At 67.0% G+C, this 16,291-nt stretch carries 17 protein-coding genes and 1 tRNA gene; 15 read left to right on the top strand and 3 right to left on the bottom strand.

The features are described 5' to 3' along the window. Positions 1-8 precede the first annotated feature (8 nt). The 6 genes from OM960_RS15405 to OM960_RS15430 all read left to right on the top strand — a co-directional run bounded on the left by OM960_RS15405 (position 9) and on the right by OM960_RS15430 (position 7,599). Positions 9-1,082, top strand: a complete 1,074-nt coding sequence (locus tag OM960_RS15405) for a TerY-C metal binding domain-containing protein (RefSeq protein WP_264772562.1) — start codon at positions 9-11, stop codon at positions 1,080-1,082. Beyond that, positions 1,079-2,926, top strand: a complete 1,848-nt coding sequence (locus tag OM960_RS15410) for a PP2C family serine/threonine-protein phosphatase (RefSeq protein ID WP_264772563.1) — start codon at positions 1,079-1,081, stop codon at positions 2,924-2,926. Before OM960_RS15405 ends, OM960_RS15410 begins: the two co-directional genes overlap by 4 nt. Positions 2,927-2,936: 10 nt before the next feature. Next, entirely contained in the window at positions 2,937-4,427 is a 1,491-nt protein-coding gene (locus OM960_RS15415) for a helix-hairpin-helix domain-containing protein (RefSeq protein ID WP_264772564.1), read from the top strand. Positions 4,428-4,469: 42 nt separating this feature from the next. Next, on the top strand, positions 4,470-5,852 hold the full coding sequence (locus OM960_RS15420) for an NINE protein (RefSeq protein WP_264772565.1): 1,383 nt from the start codon (positions 4,470-4,472) through the stop codon (positions 5,850-5,852). 130 nt (positions 5,853-5,982) lie between these two features. Next, entirely contained in the window at positions 5,983-6,252 is a 270-nt protein-coding gene (locus OM960_RS15425) for a helix-turn-helix domain-containing protein (protein WP_264772566.1), read from the top strand. An 84-nt stretch (positions 6,253-6,336) separates the two neighbouring features. Then, positions 6,337-7,599 (top strand): type II toxin-antitoxin system HipA family toxin, encoded by a 1,263-nt coding sequence (locus OM960_RS15430; RefSeq protein ID WP_264772567.1) that lies wholly within the window; start codon positions 6,337-6,339, stop codon positions 7,597-7,599. A 462-nt stretch (positions 7,600-8,061) separates the two neighbouring features. On the opposite strand, the gene OM960_RS15435 is transcribed toward OM960_RS15430, so the two are convergent. Then, a complete protein-coding gene (locus OM960_RS15435; protein ID WP_264772568.1) occupies positions 8,062-8,193 on the bottom strand; it encodes a hypothetical protein in 132 nt (43 codons plus the stop codon). A gap of 122 nt (positions 8,194-8,315) precedes the next feature. Here OM960_RS15435 and OM960_RS15440 point away from each other — a divergent pair, with 122 nt between their 5' ends. The 9 genes from OM960_RS15440 to OM960_RS15480 all read left to right on the top strand — a co-directional run bounded on the left by OM960_RS15440 (position 8,316) and on the right by OM960_RS15480 (position 13,936). Further along, complete coding sequence (locus tag OM960_RS15440; protein ID WP_264772569.1) at positions 8,316-8,690, top strand: hypothetical protein; 375 nt, start codon at positions 8,316-8,318, stop codon at positions 8,688-8,690. 121 nt (positions 8,691-8,811) lie between these two features. Continuing rightward, entirely contained in the window at positions 8,812-9,069 is a 258-nt protein-coding gene (locus tag OM960_RS15445; protein ID WP_264772570.1) for a hypothetical protein, read from the top strand. Between the two features lie 82 nt (positions 9,070-9,151). Further along, the gene (locus tag OM960_RS15450; RefSeq protein ID WP_264772571.1) at positions 9,152-9,799 is read left to right on the top strand and encodes a hypothetical protein; all 648 of its coding nucleotides are present in this window, start codon (positions 9,152-9,154) and stop codon (positions 9,797-9,799) included. A 110-nt stretch (positions 9,800-9,909) separates the two neighbouring features. Next, complete coding sequence (locus OM960_RS15455; RefSeq protein ID WP_264772572.1) at positions 9,910-11,145, top strand: helix-turn-helix domain-containing protein; 1,236 nt, start codon at positions 9,910-9,912, stop codon at positions 11,143-11,145. A gap of 80 nt (positions 11,146-11,225) precedes the next feature. Next, positions 11,226-11,303 (top strand) — tRNA-Arg (locus OM960_RS15460). A gap of 176 nt (positions 11,304-11,479) precedes the next feature. Continuing rightward, positions 11,480-12,277, top strand: a complete 798-nt coding sequence (locus OM960_RS15465) for a hypothetical protein (RefSeq protein ID WP_264772573.1) — start codon at positions 11,480-11,482, stop codon at positions 12,275-12,277. 67 nt (positions 12,278-12,344) lie between these two features. Further along, positions 12,345-12,620, top strand: a complete 276-nt coding sequence (locus tag OM960_RS15470; RefSeq protein WP_264772574.1) for a hypothetical protein — start codon at positions 12,345-12,347, stop codon at positions 12,618-12,620. A gap of 87 nt (positions 12,621-12,707) precedes the next feature. After that, positions 12,708-13,604 (top strand): UTP--glucose-1-phosphate uridylyltransferase GalU, encoded by an 897-nt coding sequence (gene galU, locus OM960_RS15475; protein WP_264772575.1) that lies wholly within the window; start codon positions 12,708-12,710, stop codon positions 13,602-13,604. Continuing rightward, entirely contained in the window at positions 13,601-13,936 is a 336-nt protein-coding gene (locus tag OM960_RS15480; RefSeq protein ID WP_264772576.1) for a hypothetical protein, read from the top strand. The genes galU and OM960_RS15480 overlap by 4 nt, the downstream gene beginning before the upstream one ends. 3 nt (positions 13,937-13,939) lie before the next feature. Here the strand turns inward: OM960_RS15480 and OM960_RS15485 are convergent, their stop codons facing one another. Both OM960_RS15485 and OM960_RS15490 read right to left on the bottom strand, forming a co-directional pair. After that, complete coding sequence (locus OM960_RS15485) at positions 13,940-14,908, bottom strand: CBASS cGAMP-activated phospholipase (RefSeq protein WP_264772577.1); 969 nt, start codon at positions 14,906-14,908, stop codon at positions 13,940-13,942. Between the two features lie 34 nt (positions 14,909-14,942). Further along, the gene (locus OM960_RS15490; RefSeq protein WP_264772578.1) at positions 14,943-16,232 is read right to left on the bottom strand and encodes an ATP-dependent DNA helicase; all 1,290 of its coding nucleotides are present in this window, start codon (positions 16,230-16,232) and stop codon (positions 14,943-14,945) included. Positions 16,233-16,291 lie beyond the last annotated feature (59 nt).

Here is a 16,291-nt window from a genome sequence, read left to right on the forward strand (position 1 = left end):
GGACGATCATGCGGCGCCTTCCGATCTTTCTTCTCGTCGACGTGTCCGAATCCATGGTCGGAGAGCCCCTTTACAAGCTCGAGGAGGGCATCGGGGCCGTCGTGTCCACGCTCCGCAAGGACCCTTACGCGCTCGAGACCGCATACCTGTCCGTCATCGTGTTCGCCGGCCGGCCGCGGACCATCATCCCGCTCACGGAGCTGTTCGCCTTCCACCCGCCCGAGCTCCCGGTGGGCGGGGGGACCGCCCTCGGCGCCGCGCTCGATCATCTGATGAGCGAGATCGACCGGACGGTCGTCACGACCACGCCCGATCGCAAGGGGGACTGGAAGCCCATCGTCTTCCTGCTCACGGACGGGGCCCCGACCGACGACGTCTCCGGCGCCGCGGATCGCTGGAACCGGTCGTATCGGACCCGCGTCAACCTGGTTGCGGTCTCCATCGGGGGCGGTGCGGACCACGCCCTGCTCAAGAGGCTGACCGACGAGGTGATGGTGTTCAACGACGCGGCCCCGGACGCCTTCGCCCGGTTCATCCGCTGGATCTCCATGTCGATCGTGAGCCAGAGCCGCAGCGTAAGCGCGGGACATGGCGACAGGGTGAGCCTCGCCAAGCCGGAGGCGGACCTGATCGTGCCGGTCAGTCCGGGCGGCGGGGCCGGTCCCTTCGATGGCGTCGACGACCGTTTCGCGGTATTCGTCGGGCGCTGCGCGCGAAATCGCCTTCCCTACGTGGTCAAGTTCGAACGCCACCTCGGCCGTTTCGAGACGCAGGACCCGAAACTGGCCAGCCTGCTCGAGACCCGCAGCTATCTGCTCAATACCGCCGTCCCGGTGAAAAACAGCTACTTCGACCTCTCGGAGGAGGGCCGCAGCGGGCATGCGGTGAGCTCGGACCAGCTCGTCGGGCAGCCGCCCTGCCCGCATTGCGGAGCCCGGTTCGGTATGGCGGTCTGCGGGTGTGGAGGGATCCACTGCGTCAGCGGTGAAGGGGCCCAGACCTGTCCCTGGTGCGGCAAGACCGGACAATATGCCGCGGCCGAGGCCGGGTCGGGGTTCGATATCGGCCGGGGGCGTGGATGATGGGGCGCGACGGGAGCGGGTCCGGGATCGGGGACGCGTTGAGGGCGCTTTGCGAAGCGGCGCGTGCCGATGGGCTGAAGGTTCCCGAAGACGGGTTCCGCGGCTTTCATGGTCTCTCCGAGGATCTGCGCCTCCTTCTCGCGCTACTGGACAGGGAGGCGCAGATCGCGCAAGGCGATCCGCTTTCGGGCGGCGACGCCGCGAAAGCTGTGGTGCCTGAACCTGGGCCGGAGATGATCCCGGAGGAAGCCGCGTCAACACCGGCCGCGGAGAACATGGAGGATCGGCGGGCGGGACCGGACCAGGCCGAACCGAAGCGGGCCGCCGGCCAGGAGGCGGCCGACGCGCAAGAGTTGAATGCCGGCGCGGTTGAGCCGTCGCTTCCCGAGACGGCGGCGGGGCCTGACGAAGGGGACCCCGCTTCGAAACGCGAGACGCCGGCCGAGCCGACCGCGGAAGAGCCGGAGGCCGCGACGGCGCGGGTGGCAGACGATGCGCGCGGGCCCGCACCGGATCCGGAGGCGCCGCCGGCCGGAGCGGCCCAGGACCGCTCAGACGATGCCGTCGCGGAGGATCTGGCCGAGGCCCCGCAGCCGGGCGGGGTCCCCGCGATCCCGGGCCAGGGCGGAAAACAGCAAGGGGATGCCGCGGTGACCCCGCTCGAGATCATGAAAAAGACCATTCATCTTCGCAACGCCAAGGTCAACGAGCCCTATTGCGAAGGGGTCGGGATGGCGGGCATCCGCGGCCTTCGGCTTCTGGATGACGGGGGGACCGGGTTGCGCCTCGATGAGGCGACCGGGAACCTCGACGGGGCGATCGCCGCCAGCGGGGATTTCGTGCTGCGGCTTCACGGACTTCTGGACGGGCGCCGCTGCGACATCATCGCCAACCTCGCGGTCATCCCGGACCCGAAATCGCTCTGGGTTTCAAGGGACAGCGACCGGACGGCCCCGTTCTGGAAGCCGGACGAGGACAGCGGGATGAGCCGGGGGGATCTCCTCTGCGTCGCGGCCAGCAAGCGGGGCCGGTCGCACGCGCAGGAGGGGCTTTTCCGCGACGACGACTTCCGGCTCTGGACCGGCGGCCCTGGCGGCTGGAGCATAGCCGTCGTCGCGGACGGGGCCGGTTCGGCGCACTACTCGCGGCGCGGATCGCAACTCGCGGTGAGCGCGATCGTGAAGGAGTTGCCCCGTCTTCTCGATGAGCATCTGACCGGGCAGATCGACGGGCTCGTGACGGAGTGGAAGAGCGGCGTCGACGGGGCGGAGGGCCGGATCCGGACCCAGCTGTACCTGTCCCTTGCGACCGCGGCATTTCGCGCGGCGACGGCGATCAGCGACGAGGCGGCCCTGGTCAGCGAGCGCGCGTCGGCCTTTTCGACGACACTTGTCGTGAGCGTGGCGCGCAAGGGCCCCCATGGCTGGTTCATCGCCGGCTTCTCGATCGGCGACGGCGGCGCGGCGGTCTTCGACCTCCCGTCGCGCACCGTCGTGCCGCTGACGCTCGCGGACAGCGGGGAATTCGCCGGTCAGACCCGGTTCCTGCAAAAGTCGGAGTTCGCGGCCGGCTACGAGGAGGTGTCGAAACGGATCTTCTTCGACGTCCGGGACGAGTTCACCGCGATCTTCGCGATGACCGACGGGATCACCGATCCCAAGTTCCCGACCGATGCCGCCTTCGCGGACGCGGAAGCCTGGGGGGCGTTCTGGGAGAGGGATCTCGCGCAGGGGGTCCTCCTCAGCCGGGACAATTCAGACATGGAACGGGAATTACTGGCCTGGATGGACTTCTGGTCTCCCGGAAATCACGACGACCGCACGCTCGCGATCATGTTGCCTTGAGGAGGGTCCGTTGACGATCGTCAGGCTTACCACGATCGACGGGAAACCCGTCGAGTATCGGGATGAGATCATCGGCCAGGGGGGGATGAAGGACGTCTACTTCAGCCCGGACCGGTCCTATGTGGTGGCCTTCTTTCGGGACCAGCTCGACTACCACGGCAAGGAACGGCTCAAGTCGATCGTGGGGACCTATCGCGACGGGATCTACAATCAAAATGGCGGGGATTACTGGCAGAACCTCTTCTGCTGGCCAACCGGGATCGTCGAAAAGGACGGCCGCTTCGGGGTCGTCGCGCCGGTGTATCAGCCGCACTTCTTCTTCTCACACGGGTCCGTCAATGACGACATGCTCGGGATCAAGGGCAAGGAGAAGGAGGGGAAGTGGTTCGCCAGCGCGTCGAACCGGGCCAAGTTCCTCGCAACGGAAGAAAAGGGGAGCTGGCTTTCCCATCTACAGATCTGCCTGATGATCAGCCGGGCGGTGCGGCGCCTGCATGCGGCGGGGCTCGCGCATTCCGATCTCTCCTACAAGAACGTCCTCGTGGACCCGTCCACCGGGAAGGCGTGCATCATCGATATCGACGGGCTCGTGGTCCCGGGCAAGTACCCGCCGGACGTCGTGGGCACCCCGGACTTCATCGCCCCGGAGGTGATCGCGACCCAACACCTGGACAAGTCCGACCCGAACCGAAAGCTCCCGTCCGCGCTCACCGACCGGCACGCGCTCGCGGTCCTGATCTACATGTACCTGTTTTACCGGCATCCGCTCCGGGGTGGGAAGGTCCATGATCCGGATGCGACCCGGGACGAGGAACTTACGATGGGGGCAAAGGCGCTCTTCATCGAGCATCCGACCGACGCCAGCAACCGTGTCCGGGCGGATCATCTGGGCAAGTTCCAGCTCCCCTGGGGGGATCCGGCCCGGATCCCGCATACCATCTCGGGGCCCTTGCTGACCGAGCTTTTCAGGAAGGCGTTCGTCGACGGGCTGCACCACCCGCAGGACCGACCGACCCCATCCGAGTGGGAGAACGCGCTCGTCCGGACGATGGACCTGATCCAGCCCTGCTCGGCGAAGTGCGAGATGGGGTGGTACGTTTTCGACAACACGACCGCGCCCCGGTGCCCCTGCTGCGGAACCCCCTATCACGGGCAGCTTCCGGTCCTGAACCTCTACTCCAGCCGGCACGCGGGCGCCTATCAGGCGGACAATCACCGGGTGATGGTCTGGGACGGGCAGTCGCTGTTTCCCTGGCATGTGAACCGCCGCGTGTTCCCGAACGAGCACCTGACATCCGACCAGCGCAAGCGGGTCGGCTACTTTCAGAGGCATCAGGGCGAGTGGTTCCTCGTCAACGAGGGCATGCCGCAGATGCACGACGTCACGAAGAAGCAGGACGTCCCGATCGGCGGCAACGTGAAGCTGACCGACGGCGCGCAGTTCCTCCTGTCCCGCGAAGAGGGAGGCCGCCTCATCCATGTTCAGCTCGTGAACGGGTGAGGGCATGCGCTTGCGGTGCCTACTTTCCTCCGGAATGCAGTCGTGAGCGCCTCGGCGGTCTCGTCCGGGCGGAGCCGGGCGATTGCGCTCCTGTTGTGCCCGGTCGGCCTCTTCGGAGCCCATCGCTTCTACCTGGGGCGGTACCGGTCCGGATTGGCCATGCTCCTGGCGGTCCTGCTCGGGGTGTTCGTACCGCAAACCGGAGCGCGGTCCGATCAAACTGCGATGGTCTCGCTCTTTTTTCTCTCGGCCATCATCTGGCTGACGGTGGACCTGATCCGGATCGTGTTTGGCAACCTCACGGACGCGGAGGAACGGCGCCTGGACTGGATTGTCCGGTCCGGCACCCAGATCCCGGAGCGGAGCCGGAAGGTGGCGCTCCTGCTCGGCCTGTTCGGCTTTCTGGGCGCGCACAGGTTCTACACCGGTCAGATCTGGTATGGGCTGCTGCATATCCTGACGCTGGGCGGTTTCGGGGTCCTGTGGGTTCTCGACCTGGTTCTGCTCCTGAGCGGGCGGATCCGGGACAAGGAGCGCCGTCCGCTCCCCTGGGGCCGATCGAACGCCTCCGTCCCGAAGCCGCCGGTGCCCGCGCCGAGCCCGCCCCCCGCGCCGGCCAAACCGCAGGCAGTCCGTCGCCCGCCGCGGAAAGGGGGCGCGCCCGGCCCTTGGGGATCAAAGCCCCCCGCACCGGCGCGAGATCCGACCCCGCCGCCCCTGCCCGCCTCACCTTGGGAGCGGGGCCACCCTCCTGATGGCCCCGTCCCCAAGGCGGTCCGTCCCGCCGTCGAGCGCAGGCTCCCGGTGTATCTCGTGATCGACACCTCCGCCTCGATGCTGGGGGAGCCGATCGAGGCGGTGAACAACGGGATCCGGGTGCTGATCGGGGCGCTGCGGCAGGATCCGCACGCGCTCGAGACGGTTCACATGAGCATTCTGACCGTCGGTACGGAGGTGACGGTGGTCGCGCCGCTGACCCCGGTCGATGAAATCACGGCCCCGCAGATCAGCGCGTCCGGCTCCGGGTCCGCGGATCTCGGCCTCGCCCTGCGGACCCTTGCGGCACGATTGCCGGAGGAGGTCCGGCGCGGAACATCGGAGAGGCGGGGGGACTGGTCGCCCTATCTGTTCCTGATGACGAAGGGTGTGGTGTCGGACGAGCCAGCCTTTCGCGAGGAGATCGCCCGGTTCCGGGAACTGGGCTCCGCCAGCGTCATCGGCTGCCTGACCGGACAGAGCGCGCGCGTGGAGGACATCGCCCCCTTCTGCGATCACGTGGTCGCCCTGGACACGATGGACACCTCCGGGTTCGCCAGCCTGTTTCGCTGGGTCACCACGACGATCGCGAGCCGGGATCGGAGCGTCGAAGGCGCCACCCCCACCCCGCTCCCGCCTCCGCCTCGCGAGATCCGGCTGATCATGTGATCCTCGCCGCCCGCTCGAAGGCATGGTCCGCGTGGTGTCGGTTCACCATCGCTCGAATATGATAAACATACTTTACATTATGCTTCTCTTTGCCCATTTATGTAAACTATATGAAACATATGGTGGCGCAATGGACCTCTTCGACATCAGTGACCGCATCCGAGAGGCGCGCAAGGCGCGCGGGCTGACCCAGGAAGAGCTCGCCGAACGCGCCGGGCTCAGCCGGGTCCGGCTCAACCAGCTCGAGAACGGTGCGGTCTTCGACATGAAGTTCGGCTCGGTCATGTCCGTGCTCGAGGCGCTCGACCTGACGCTCCGGATCGGCACGGCCAATGCCGGCCGGCCGACGCTTGACGACCTCCAACGTGAGCAGGAGGAGGACTCGGCCCCGGGCCTCTGATCGGTTCGTTAAGCCCGTTTAACATTCTTTGGGTTTTCGGGGCTCTATGTAAAAACTGGATAACATCATCTGGGAGCGACGGACATGGATACCTTGCGCGTCTGGGTCAATGACAAGCCGGTCGGCCGGCTCGCGCGGCATGGCCGCGGCTCCAGCTTCGCCTATGACGAGGGCGTCGACCCGGCCGATGCGGTCTCCCTGACCATGCCGGTCCGGGTCGCCTCCTACGACACCGACTACGGCATGCTGCCGGTCTTCGACACCAACCTCCCGGAGGGCGCGCTGCTCGAGCGGGTCCGCAAGGCGATTGCCAAGACCGAGACGGGCCGCGTCGACGCGCTCGACGTCCTTTCGGTCACGGGGGGCAACCAGATCGGCCGGATTCGCATCCTGCCCAATCATGAGCGGCCCGAACGGCGCGTCCGGATCGGCAGCATCGACGAGATCCTCGACCAGAAGGCGAGTGCCGCCCTCATCGCCGAGATCACCGACCGCTACGCGCTGCGGTCAGGCGTCTCCGGCGCCATGCCGAAGGTTCTGGTGCCGGAGACCGGACCTGATGCGGCTGAGGGCCGCCGGACGACACTTCAGACCCGCGAGTACATCCTGAAGTTCGATGACGAGGACTACCCCGGCCTGTCGCTCAACGAGTACCACTGCCTGCAGGCCGCAGGCCGGGCCGGCAACAGGGTCTCGGACGCGCGGCTCAACGCGGACGGGCGGATGCTCTCGGTGCGCCGCTTCGATGAGGATGGCGACGGCAGGATGGGGTTTGAGGATCTTGCCTCGCTCAACGCCAAGACCTCGGAGCGGAAATACGAGGGCAGCATCGAGAAGAGCCTGTTCAAGACCGTTTCCGATTTTTCGGGAAGCGAGGCGCGCCAGAACCTCGAGGAACTCTACCGGCTCGTGGTGACGAATATCGCGCTCCGGAACGGCGACGCTCACCTGAAGAACTTCGCGATCCTCTACGGGGATGCGCAGAACGGCCCGTTCCGCCTGGCGCCGGCCTATGACATCGTCACGACTCGCGTCTGGCTTGCGAACGACCTCATGGCGCTCACGCTCGGTGGCACGAAGCGCTGGCCTGACGCCAAGACGCTGAAGCAGCTCGGCGCCCGGGCCAAGCTTGCGCCGGCGCGCGCCCAGGAGATCATCGGCGAGGTCGCCGCGGCGGTCGCCGGTTATATCCCTGAGATGCGGCGCGACCTCGCGGCGCGCGGTCAGGACGTCCTGGGGGAGGCGCTGGAAGAGCTCTGGCTCGAGGGGCTCGAGACCTCTCTCGGCTGGGCGCCCGCCACGCCCGGGGCGGACCCGGAACCCGAAACCGAGGAACCCGGCCTCTGAGCCAGGCAGACGGGAAAGGGCCTGCGAGCGCCAACTCGGCAGGCCCTTGGGTAGTATTATCGATAGATCTTCGATACGCTGCTTATCCCCAAAGTCTCATCCAGTGTCAATTCGGGATCGAGCGGTGGTGGGCGGATGCGGTCTCGGCAATCAGGCTCGCCTAACCACATGGATTCGCGATGCGAATCCTTGACGGACGTACTATTCGACACTATCGCGCGGCGTCGCCTCCCTGCAAAGGCGCGGACTCATCTCGACAAGGAAGTCGGGACGCTCCGTCACCTGCAGGCTGTCGCCGCAGAGCTGATGCCCCTAAACCGCTTTCGGACCTCGGCAGATCGTGCGCCACAAGGAAAGACCGTGTCCGATGGACACGGCCCGGGATCCGCGACGCTTGCCGCGTGGATGCGTCAGGTCCGATCGCTTCCGGCCTCTGGCCGGCCGACCGGACCGAGATCATTCTTAGCCAGGATCATGGAGCGGCAGCTCGCCGCGCGTGAGCCCATCGAGCTCGGCGCCCTGCTTCGGCCCTGCGAAGAGATGCGCCTGCGCGATCTCCTTCGTGCGGGAGGTGGACGGGAAGACGTGACGCATCGGCCTACTCCTTCTTTGTCGCACCCCCATCATCCGGCATGACAGAGGAAAATCAAAACTGTTTTTTTCGCAATCCACAGCCATACTGCGAAGAGCGGCACCGAAGCAGGGAGCGCAAGGAATTGACTTTCGACCAGATGATCCGGGACCCGAGTCGCGTGCTTCTCGACAAGTCGCTCGACCTCGAGGCGCTCGCGACCCGGGTGGGGCTGGGCATCACCCTCGAGCGCGCAACCGAGCCCTATGCCGAATGGCTCCATGTGCGAAGGGCGGGCCAGCCATACATCTCGATCGTCGACGGCTACGGGACCATGGCCTTCGATGACCGCCTCGGCCGCAGCGGGCGCCGGGAGCAGCGGTTCGAACGCATGGTCTTCGCGGAGGTCCTCGTGACCGCGGCCGAGTTGCAACTCGCCCGGCCGCTGGCCGCCAGCGCTCCGGAATGTGCTCGTACGCCAGGGATCAGGCCGGAATCCGAAGACATGTCCTGGTTCTGATGGCGCCACGGGAGGCGGTGACGCATTATGGTGGAGGCGAAGTCCCCTCCCCGCGCGGGCAACCGACAAAGACAAGCCAGTACATTGGAGAGGCCGATGGCGAAGAGAATATGCGAGATCGATGGCAAACGATATGAGGACACGGGATGGCAGTCCTTTTGTGCGCCTCCTCAACAGGAACGACACCACGAACTGCTGGATTGGCGTGGGTAGCCCCATGGGGCAGCGCGTTCTTCGGGACCTCGATATCGATCCGGCGGCGGATCCGGATCTGGCGCGAATGCTGGGTCAGCAGGAGAACGCCATCGTCGGGAAGGTCGAGGTCGGACCCGAGATGGTGCAGAACTGGGACGTGCATGCATCATTCGATTTCGACTGAGGCGCGGAAACGGACCTGAATTTATCCTTTCGGTTTTTCGCATTCTCCTCCGATCCTCCAGGGGAACGGAAGGAGATGCGTCATGCTGGTCAGGATCGTCGGCGCGGCAGGTCAGAGCCCCTGGGAGGCGTTCCCCACTCTCCAGGCCGCCATCCGCTTCAAGAAGGACCGCCAGCTCGACGCGGGATGGACGATCTCCGACGAGCGTCCGGTCGCCTTCCGCGATCCGCTCCATGACCCGCTCCTCGAGATCGGCATCCTGATCCAGGACGGATTGCGGCCGATCTGGCGCGCAACCCAGTATGACCGGCTTCTCAATCGCGAGACGGCCGGCATGCCGAAAGCCGATTGCGAGGGCCTTGCACGCGAAACCGCTCTCGTGGTGCTCGACCTGCTCGATTATGCCGGCCATGCCGGCTGGCAGGCGCGCTACGGCCAATTCCGGCATGACGGGCGCGAGACGGGGCATGCCTGGCTTCGCCACGAGAGCGGCGTCATCCTCGATCTTGCGGGCGAGCAGTTCGGCATGCAGCCGATCATGGTCGTCGAGCCCGGCAGTCCGCACCGTATACGCTACGATGACGCCTGCGCGGCGGTTTTCGACGTGCTGGCCCTGCGCCGCGCGGACTGGCTCGACCGCTGCGGAAGCGATCTCGTCCGCCGGATCGCGGAGATCCGGCCGGAGATGCCGGCGGCTGCTCGTGATGAGCTCGAACCGGCAGGTCCCTGATCCGGCAGCACCGGACGGGCCGGCAGGAACCTGTGGACAGGCGGGTCTCCCGGCTGGGAATGCGAAATTCGAACAAGTATCATCCGGTCGACAAAGACAAGGCGACACCCATGAGCAAGTTCGACACCCCGATCCCGGCCGGCCTGATGCCGCATATCCTGAAGCTCGCCGAGCGCGACCTCGGCGAGTTGCAGCGCGATCTCGGCATCTCCGCCCAGATGATGCGCGACATGCGCGATGGCGTCCTCGATTTCTCGCCGTTCAAGGCGGGCCGCCTGGCCGAGACCTGCTCGATCAGCCTCGACGACCTGCGCCGCAAGGTCGAGGAAATCGCGCGGCGGCCGATCAGGGTCGAACTCCGGGAGGGGAGCGAGGTCAACCACCCCATCCGCGGCCCGGGCCGGATCGAAGCGCTCACCACGGACCGCGCCGACATCCGCTTCAAGGAGAAGGGCCGCCTGGTGAAGGGCATCTCGCGCCTCGTATTCGCGCCGATCGGCGATGTCGCGGCCTTCCTGGCTGCGCCGGCCGCGCCGGAGGATGAGGCTGCGAAGGAGGCCACGGAGGGGGTGTCCGCGCCGGCCGCCAAAGCGCCCATCGCAAAAGCCCCCGTTACGAAGGCCCCTGGCGCGAAGACCGCGCCAGCGGGCTATCTTCCCGTCGAGGTCGCGGCGCATGTCATCCGCAATTGCGGCCGCAGCCAGCCGAAGGTCGGCGAGGGGCTCGGCGTCAGCTCGGCGATGATCAGCCATTACGTATCGGGACGCTCGAAGGTCCCGCTCGAGCGCAAGGCCGAGCTCGCGGTGGCCTGCGGGCAGGTTCCGGCCTTTCTCGACGAGGTCGTCGCGGCCCACGCCGCCGGAGCCCCGCTGCCGATGCCAGCGGTGGAGCCCGGGCGAGCCCCGAGACCGGCGCGGGCACCCGCGGCGGTGAAACCGCAGCGCCCGAAGGCGGTCGTCAGCGAGGTGAAGCTCCGGGCGGCGCGCCCCGTGGCCGCCGTTCCGGCACCCGTTCCGGCACCCGTTCCGGCACCCGCTCCGGCACCCGCTCCGGGAGCCACACCGGTTCCCGCCAGGACTCCCGAGGCGGAATCCCCCGCCGCCAGCCATGCCCCGGTCCTGCCGGCGCCGGCCGAGGCGCGGATAGAGGCTCTGCTGACACGGGTCGAGACGCTCGAAAAGGGCCTCGCCGAGGTCGTCGCCCTGTTGTCCGCGCCCCCCGCGCCGGCGGCAATCCCTGCAGATGCCGGTGTGGTTGCGGCGGCCGGGGTTGGCCCCGGAGACGCCCCGATCCGCGACCGGATCTTCCGGGCGATCCTGCGCGTGCTCATGGAGGATCCGGCTTGACCGGAAGTGCGAAAACGGAATTAATTCAATCCGACGCCGGCCGCCGGAGATGGAAAGTCTCCCCGGCCGCCGGCACGAGCCGGCGCGTAGCTCAACCGGATAGAGCAGCCGCCTTCTAAGCGGCAGGTTTTGGGGTTCGAGTCCCTCCGCGCCGGCCAGCGCCCACCGATCCGGACGGCTCCGACGGTCTTGCACAGTGGTATGGCAAACCAGCGTCAATTCGCCTATGACGGGATTCGCACGGCAAGATTGCACCTTTCGGCCAGTGATGCGAAAATGTTATGATAGAAAAATTGGTCACACGGCACAGCCGACGGAACGAGGGCAGAAACGCATGACTGAGCATCTCCGGCGGCCCAGCCAGCCGCGGCGGGCCTCCCTCACCGGCGCCCACGGCGAGAACGTGATCGACAGGGCTGCGATCTCGATCGTCAGGGCTGGCAGCAACAGCGTCTGGACCGGTTTTCAGAGCATCCCCGATGCGCTCCGTTTCAAGGCGGAGAACGGGCTCGATCATAGCTGGCGCGTCTCCGACAAGCGGGGATCCGGCCCGGAGGTCTGTCTGGACCACGATCGGCCCGAACCTGTCGCCGACACGATGCTCCTGATCGGATCGATGATCCGCGATCACGCGATGCCGCTTGTCGCGCATCTCGGCCGGGCCTTCCCGGCAGGCGCAGCGCCGTTTCCCGGCCATGATCTCACCGCTTTCGCGGCAACCCTGCTCTTCGAACAGGGCCTTGCCGCAAGCCGGGATCCCGGCCGCTGGACGGCGGTGAAGGGGCGGATCTGGTCGCCGGACGGTGCCCGCACCAGGCGCGGCGGCGCTTGGCTCAGATCCGACGATGGCCATATCCTCGATCTCGCGGCGACCGGCGATCCGTCCGGGCTGGCTTTTGGCCATGCCGAGAGCGAGCCGATGCAGCATTACATCGAGACGGGCTTGCTGCACAGCGGCGCGGATTCGCCGATGGTGCGGATCTGGCGGGCCGAGATCGCCGGCCCGGAGGATGGCGAGACCATCGATACGGTCGGCCTTCGCCTGCAGCGCCTGCGCGACCGTATCGACCACCTGCTTTCCTCCTGTGACGCATTTCCCTCCCGGCAGGGCCCGGACACCCCCGGGGTGTGACGCGCATTTCCATTCGTTTTTTCGCATATGCGGCCGGAGATCCTCCCGATATCGAAGGAGGACCGGGATGGGCGCATCCGGCAATGTCGTCAAGGGACCCTGGCGGGGCCGTGCGGACATGGGCGTGCCGGACGGGACGATCCTCGATTTCGCCGCGGACCGTCTGGGCGGCGCGCCTTTGCGCGTCATCGCGCCCGGGGATCCGGCGGCGGAGATCTATCGCGATGGCCGTCCGGCCGCCATGCCGGATGACGGCGTCCCGGTTTGGGGCGAGGGCATAGCCGAGCGCATCGGCGAGGTGCTGCCGGCACCGGACCCGGAGACCTCACCCTGCCCGTCCTGATCCAGATTTGCGAAAAACCTGTTTGCACTCGGGTAGGCATTACGGGTAATGTCCGACCAAACCATTTTTCGCACTCGGAGATACCGTATGCCGCCGCCCCCTGTCAGGAAGGCCGTCTTTCCGGTGGCTGGACTGGGCACCCGTTTTCTGCCCGCCACCAAGTCTGTCCCCAAGGAGATCCTGACGCTCGTCGACCGGCCGCTCATCCAATATGCGATCGACGAGGCGCGCGAGGCGGGGATCACCGAGTTCATTTTCGTGACCTCGCGCGGCAAGTCGGCGCTCGAGGACTACTTCGACTTGGCCCCCGAGATCGAGCGCAAGCTGATGAAGGCGGGCAAGCAGGATCTGCTTCATCAACTCCGCGCGACCAACATGCCGAGCGGCGCCATCGCCTATGTGCGCCAGAACCAGCCGCTCGGGCTCGGCCATGCGATCTCCTGCGCCCGCCACCTGATCGGCGATGAGCCCTTCGCCGTGATCCTGCCTGACGATGTGATCGCCGCGCAGACCCCCTGCCTCAAGCAGATGGTCGACGCTCACGCGAAGACCGGCGGCAACATGATGGCGGTCATGGATGTGCCGAAGAGCCGCATCTCGTCTTACGGCGTCATCGACCCGGCAAGCGAGGATGGCGACATCATCCTCGCCCGCGGCCTTGTCGAAAAGCCCACAACGGAGGCCGCGCCCTCGACGCTTGCGGTCATCGGCCGCTACATTCTCACCCCTGCGATCCTTTCTAATCTCGACCGTGCCGAGCGCGGCGCGGGCGGTGAGATCCAGCTGACCGACGCGATCGCGAAGGAGGCGGTCGAGGCCGGCAATGTCCGCGGCTTCCGTTTTGACGGCATCCGTTTCGACTGCGGCTCGAAGATCGGCTTCCTCCAGGCGACCGTGGCCTTCGGCCTGTCGCGCCCCGACCTCGCCCCAGACTTCGCCCCCTTCCTCGCCGGCGTCACCGGCATGAGCATCGCAGCAGAATGACCGAACCCCTCACGATCGACAAACTCGCCGACGAGGTCCGCCCGATGGCTGGCCAGGTCTGTCTCCTCTATCGTTCGGAACTCGCCCGCCTGATCGGCGTCGCCGAGGATCGGGATGACCTCTACTATGTCGTCCGGCTCAAGAGCGGCTCCGAGCCCCTGTGGCTCTCCGCGGTTGGCCATATCGACCCTCTCAAAGGGCACGTTCCCGACGAGGTCTACGAGGGCCTGAGTGCCGTGTTTACCCTCAATGGCGCGGCGCCCGAGGAATTCCAGGTCATCCGTCACGATCCGTCCGCGGAGGACAGCGCCTCGCCGATCATGGCCGCCTGATGTTCAGCCGGCTGCGACTTTGCCACCGATGAGGGCGAGCGCCGCATCAAGGCGCTCTTCCGGAACCGCCGCCGCGGCAGCGGCTATGATCCGTCCCGCCTCGTGCGTGGCGAGATCGAGGCCAAGCCGCACGGCATCTGCCTCGGCGACATGTCCGTCGATGCGCAGGTAGGCGCTCCCAAGCCTTTGCTCGGCCATCCGCATCGTGATCTGCTCCTGCGCGGCGAGGACCGTTCCGAGAATCCGGTGCCCGGCCATCCAGCCGAGGATGCCGAGGTTGTCATGCGCCGGCGCCTTGAGGCGAACCGCACCGCTCAGCGCACCGATGCTCAGCATGCGGATCCAGGAAGGCGTGGCGCCATGGGCGAACTCGGCCTCGTGCAGGGCCACGAGATCGGGGGCTGTGGCAAAGACCGCGCCGTCGGCATGGGCCTCGCCACCGACCCGGGCTGTCGGGAACATCATCGGCGCGGCCGATGTTGCCATCGCGACATCGGTGACAAGGGCGCCGGGATGGGAATCCCGCGTGAAGATCACCGGCGCGCCGTCGAGAATCCGCACCGCGGGCAACGCCACCCGGACCGGCAGGTCCGCGAGGCGCATCCCCTCCCCCGTCATCCGCGCGATCGCCTCCCGCAGAGGGGCCGCATCGTATTTCGGACGGGACAGGTGGCGCAGGAGGCTGCGGGCCGAGGCGAGTCCCAGGCCAGGACTTCCGCCGTGCGGAAAGATACGGCGGCCCTCCGTCCGGAAGGCGTGGACCAGGTCGCGCATCGGTACGCCGGCCGCGACGGCGAGGGCTATGACGCCGCCGATCGAGGTGCCTGAGACGATGTCGAAACGGTCGCGCAGCGGCCCGCCGGCTCGCCGCTCCAGCCGTTCGAGGATGATCGCGGTGAAGAGACCCTTGTAGCCGCCGCCCGAGAGGCAGAGGATCCTGAAGGGCCGGATCTCATCGCGATGATCCTTCATGACCTGCCGGTCCCTCCGGCTTTTTTTTCCGCCCTCATCCCGGCACCGGCAGCGCGTCGGCCACCTGGTCGCGCCCCGCGAGGAAAGTGCTCACGCGCTCGTCAATGAGCACGTGCTTGTCGAGGAGCGGCGCGGCGAGACTGAGGCCCGAGACCCGGGTCGCGCGGCTGAGCGCGACGTAGGCCTGACCGGCCTCGAAGATACCGCGGGGATCGACATGGAGCCGGTCGATCGACATGCCCTGCGAGCGGTGAATGGTGATCGCCCAGCCCGGCAGGAGCGGCAACTGATGATAGCCGCCCCGGACATGGCGCTCGAAGGCCTGGCCGTTGCTGCCCGGGAGGAACTCGACGGACTCCCAGAAATGCTGCTTGACCTGGACCTCGGTGCCGTTGTCGAGGCGGACGTGGGCGATGGGCTTGCGGCTGCCGTCGCGCGAGCAGGACAGGAGCGTCCCGGTCGAGCCATTGGCATAGCCCGCCTGCAGGTCGTTGGCGCAGATGATGACCCGCGCGCCGGGCTTGAGGATCAGCTCCTGCGGCACCCGAGCGTCGCGCTCGGCAAACGAGCCGGTCAGCCGCCCCTCGATCCGGTAATGGCCGCCCGGCAGCGCCGCCATGGCGCGGGCATTGATCTCCTGGGCGGCACGGTTGGTCGAGACGAGATGGGTCGCCCCCTCGAGCGGCGGGCAGACGCGGGTGTTGATCCAGTCGAGATCGGGGATCCGGCCCTTGCGCATCTCCTCGAGCCAGCGCGCGAAATCCCGGTCCTCGGACTGGCGGTGGTTGGTGTTGAGCACTTGCGTCTTCAGCCCCGGCCAGTAGCGGGACTGGAAGGCGAACTGGTTACTCTCGCCGTAGAGGTGCGAGATCGCCGGCAGTTCGGTCTCGGTGATCACCGGCGGAAGCTGCGCAAAATCGCCGACGACGATCAGCTGGTAGCCGGCGAAATCCCCGAAGCCGCGCGCGGCGCCGTAGAGCCTGTCCCGGACCGCCTGGAAGGTGTCGATCCTGAGCATCGAGATCTCGTCGATGATGAGGGTCTGGAAGCACTTGATCTTCTGGCGCAGGCGATCCGGCATCCTGAGCTCGTGCGGCCTGTGGATGTTGGCGCCGACCTGGAAGAAGGAATGCACCGTCTGGCCGCCGATGAGCTGCGCCGCCGCGCCGGTGCTCGCCAGCCGCGCGATCGGGCGGCGCGGATGGCGGCGGACGAACTCCTCGATGGTCGCGGACTTGCCGGTGCCAGCGCCGCCGGTGAGGAACAGCGACTCTCCAGCATCCATCCGGCTGAGCGCCTCTTCCTGATCTTCGCTGAACCGCATCGCCTCGCCTCGCGTCCGTTTTTCGCACTTTACGCCAGAGTATCGTGCTGGTAATTGTT

Origin of the sequence: Defluviimonas salinarum, assembly GCF_026013545.1 — a bacterium.
Classification (GTDB): Bacteria; Pseudomonadota; Alphaproteobacteria; order Rhodobacterales; family Rhodobacteraceae; genus Albidovulum; species Albidovulum salinarum.